Below are 2,817 nucleotides of genomic sequence, written 5' to 3'. Positions count from 1 at the left end.
CGCCGACCATGTTGAGGATGACCTGGGTCACCAGCGCCGTCACGGCACCGGCGAAGATGGCACCCCACGAGACCTGGTTGAGAAGGACGGTGCGGGTGTCGGCTGAGGCGCCAGGGGTGGCGAGGATGGGGGTGGTGGACACGTTACTGGTACTCCGGGTCGTCGGTCGTCCGAATCGTTCGGTCGTTCGAGGGGGGACTCTGGATTCCGACCGCGCAATCCCAGCGCGGTCGGACCGATCAATCGCGGCCAAGCGGGTCAGTCGCGGCCGTGGATGAGAAGGCCGATGCCGTATCCGAGGAGGCCCGCCACGAGCAGTGCGGCCATGGGGTATTCGGCGATCTGGCTGGCAGCCTCGCGCCTACCCTGGCGAAGGTACCGGCCGCCGTTCTCGTAGGCGTCCTCGGCACGGTCGTAGGTGTCGCTAGCGGCACCTTGGGCGCGGCGCGCGCGATCCTCGACGTCGTCGGACCCGATCAGATTGCCGACCGTCTCGCGAACCTTTCCGCCGATGTCGCGGGCAGTGTCGACGACGTGCTCGGCGGCGTCGCGCACGGTGTCCTTGGCCTGACCGTAAAGGTTCTCAGAAGCGCCCTGCGCCTCACGGACACGCCCCTCGACCGAGTCGCGCTTTGACCCAGTGAGGTCGCCTACCGTGCCCCGCACCTTGCCGCCGAGCTCCTTGGCAGTGCCAGTGATACGATCCGTATCAACCATAATGCAGTTCCTGTTTCCGTTTCGAATGATGTTCGTCTGATGCGACGTGTGACCGACGTTACGACTCAGGGGTGGTCTTTGGTTTCACGTCGGACTTCGGTAGTTTCTGCTGAGATTTTCCCACACTCTCGACTTTCGGGTCGCCGATTAATTTTTCGATGGCCTCCTTCACAGAGCCTTTGAGCTTGTCGGAGTCGTCGTTCGACTTCTGCGCGTTCACGGGAGGCTGCCAGTCCTGAGCAATTGACATACCCCTCACTTGGCTTGCCGTTCCACGCAAGCAATGATGCAGATGTACCAGTTCAGAGGTTTTTATTTTCCGGTCTCGGGTGCTGGAAATCCATTGTCCCGACCCCGCACGGGTGCCTCCGCCGTCGAGGCGCGAGATCGCGAGGTTCCGGCTGCTGACGCCGGCGGCATGTCGACCTCGTAGACACTTCGGTCGACGTTAGTCTGCTGGAGCGCGTGCCTCTCGACGCCAACCGTCACCTTCGATCGCCTCCCATACTGTTTGGATCAAGCTCGGCCGTAACAGTCGTCAATGGAAGGCGGTTCCGCAGAGGGCGGTCGGACGAGCGATATATCTGAATCGCCAACGTGACCGTGAACGATCAGCCAGATCTTGGTGCAGATTTTCTAGCGTAGAGGCGCGCATATATCCAGAATATTACAGTAAATAAACGAATAATAAAAATTTTTTAAATATAGAATCTGCAAAAATTCTGCATTTCGAGGAATATTTTGCTTCGTCCGGGGCCGGATGGAATAGCGACTGGCAGAAAGCTTCCAGGAGCCGACGCGGTTAATCCTGATTCGCAGTCTCGCCGGGTTCTGCTTCGGAGCCGGGCCGCCCTGCTCGTCGCGGAAGCGAAGCAGCAGGTCACGAAAGTATTCGGCGACGAAATCATTGCCCTCGTGCCGCGCCTGCGCCGCTTCGTCGTTCTTCCACCGGCTTCGCCGCGGAAACAGACGACAATATGGTTCAGGCGACTCTTGCGGGCCTGTGAGTGCTGCTCCGAGTCTAAGCAGGGCACCAACCTTATCGCGTGATGATCCATGACCTTACGAAACTCCTACCTCAGCCGACGGAAGCACCGACATCGTGAAGTAGAAGACGTCGGCATCGCGGCGGCGTTGTCGTCGGATTGAACCAAAATAACCGGGTCGCTTTCTTCGAGTTACTTGGCGCGATGAATGCCATTCCTGAAGATCAGCGTAACACCTTGCTACCTTAGGCTTGTCATGACGACATCGTCGCCCGATCCTGAATCCGAGATAATGATCTTCGTTCTTTGCTTCTTTCAACTCCGACCGGATTCAGTCATTCCTAGACTACTACCTGCAGGAACGTGTACCTGACCATCGCTCAATGCTCTGTTAGGCCGTCGCGCTCGCCTGTGATGCGACTCTCAAGAAACTCGCCGGATGTCCGATGCCGGTGTCCGCTGTGACGCTCCCTTAACTGTCGAACTCTTCGCAACAGCCGGCAATAGATAGGCGTGGACGGTCTATACCAAATTATTGCCTATCAAGATGATACATCCGCATCATTGAGCGTTTCCTGGTCCGACATATCTTTCGTTCGTTGCCGAACGTCTTAAAGCAAACGGCGTGACAGCTTCGAAGTTATGCCGGACTCCATGTGTCCCTAATCAGGTTCGGCTTGGCCGTAGGGCCAGATGTTGCTTCGCTACCGGCGGACGCTTGGCTCGCAGGTCATCCAGTACGAACGGAAACGAAGGAGCAAGAATGGCCACACCTAGCATGCCCGATCCCATCCCCGACGGCGACATCCCATCCGAGATGCCGACGCGGCCGTTTCCAGGCGAGCGTCCGCTTAAGCCGGATGAGCCTTCGGCGCCCTACGAGGAGCCATTCATCAATGAGCCGATAGAGCCTGGCATCCGTCCTGACCACCTGCCAGGAGCTCCGGCAAGCCCCGGTACGGGCCTACGCGTCCGAGCGCGTTCCTTCATGCCTGCAAGGCGCGAGCGATCAAGGAACAGGGCTATCGCATTTGAGCGATGATGGTCCTGGCGAAGGCGTCGGACCATCCGGCCCTGTTTCTTTTGCGCCGAATGGACAGGCCGGGGCGGGCCT

The 2,817-nt window shown here is 58.8% G+C and carries 2 protein-coding genes and 1 pseudogene; all 3 read right to left on the bottom strand.

What is annotated here, in order from left to right; all coding sequences use genetic code 11:
• Positions 1 to 142, bottom strand: a pseudogene (locus ACFQ4G_RS21775) (PhnA-like protein); the annotation flags it as partial.
• Positions 143 to 258: 116 nt separating this feature from the next.
• On the bottom strand, positions 259 to 717 hold the full coding sequence (locus ACFQ4G_RS21770; RefSeq protein WP_238208915.1) for a CsbD family protein: 459 nt from the start codon (positions 715 to 717) through the stop codon (positions 259 to 261).
• A gap of 58 nt (positions 718 to 775) precedes the next feature.
• Positions 776 to 937 (bottom strand): CsbD family protein, encoded by a 162-nt coding sequence (locus ACFQ4G_RS21765; RefSeq protein WP_238208914.1) that lies wholly within the window; start codon positions 935 to 937, stop codon positions 776 to 778.
• Positions 938 to 2,817 lie beyond the last annotated feature (1,880 nt).

It is taken from the genome of Methylobacterium marchantiae (assembly GCF_042679825.1).
GTDB lineage: Bacteria > Pseudomonadota > Alphaproteobacteria > Rhizobiales > Beijerinckiaceae > Methylobacterium > Methylobacterium marchantiae.
This window is presented reverse-complemented; position numbering and strand designations above follow the sequence as displayed.

Excerpts from the sequence above, each read along its gene's own strand:
- ACFQ4G_RS21770 (WP_238208915.1), bottom strand. The coding sequence starts at position 717 with ATGGTTGATACGGATCGTATCACTGGCACTGCCAAGGAGCTCGGCGGC.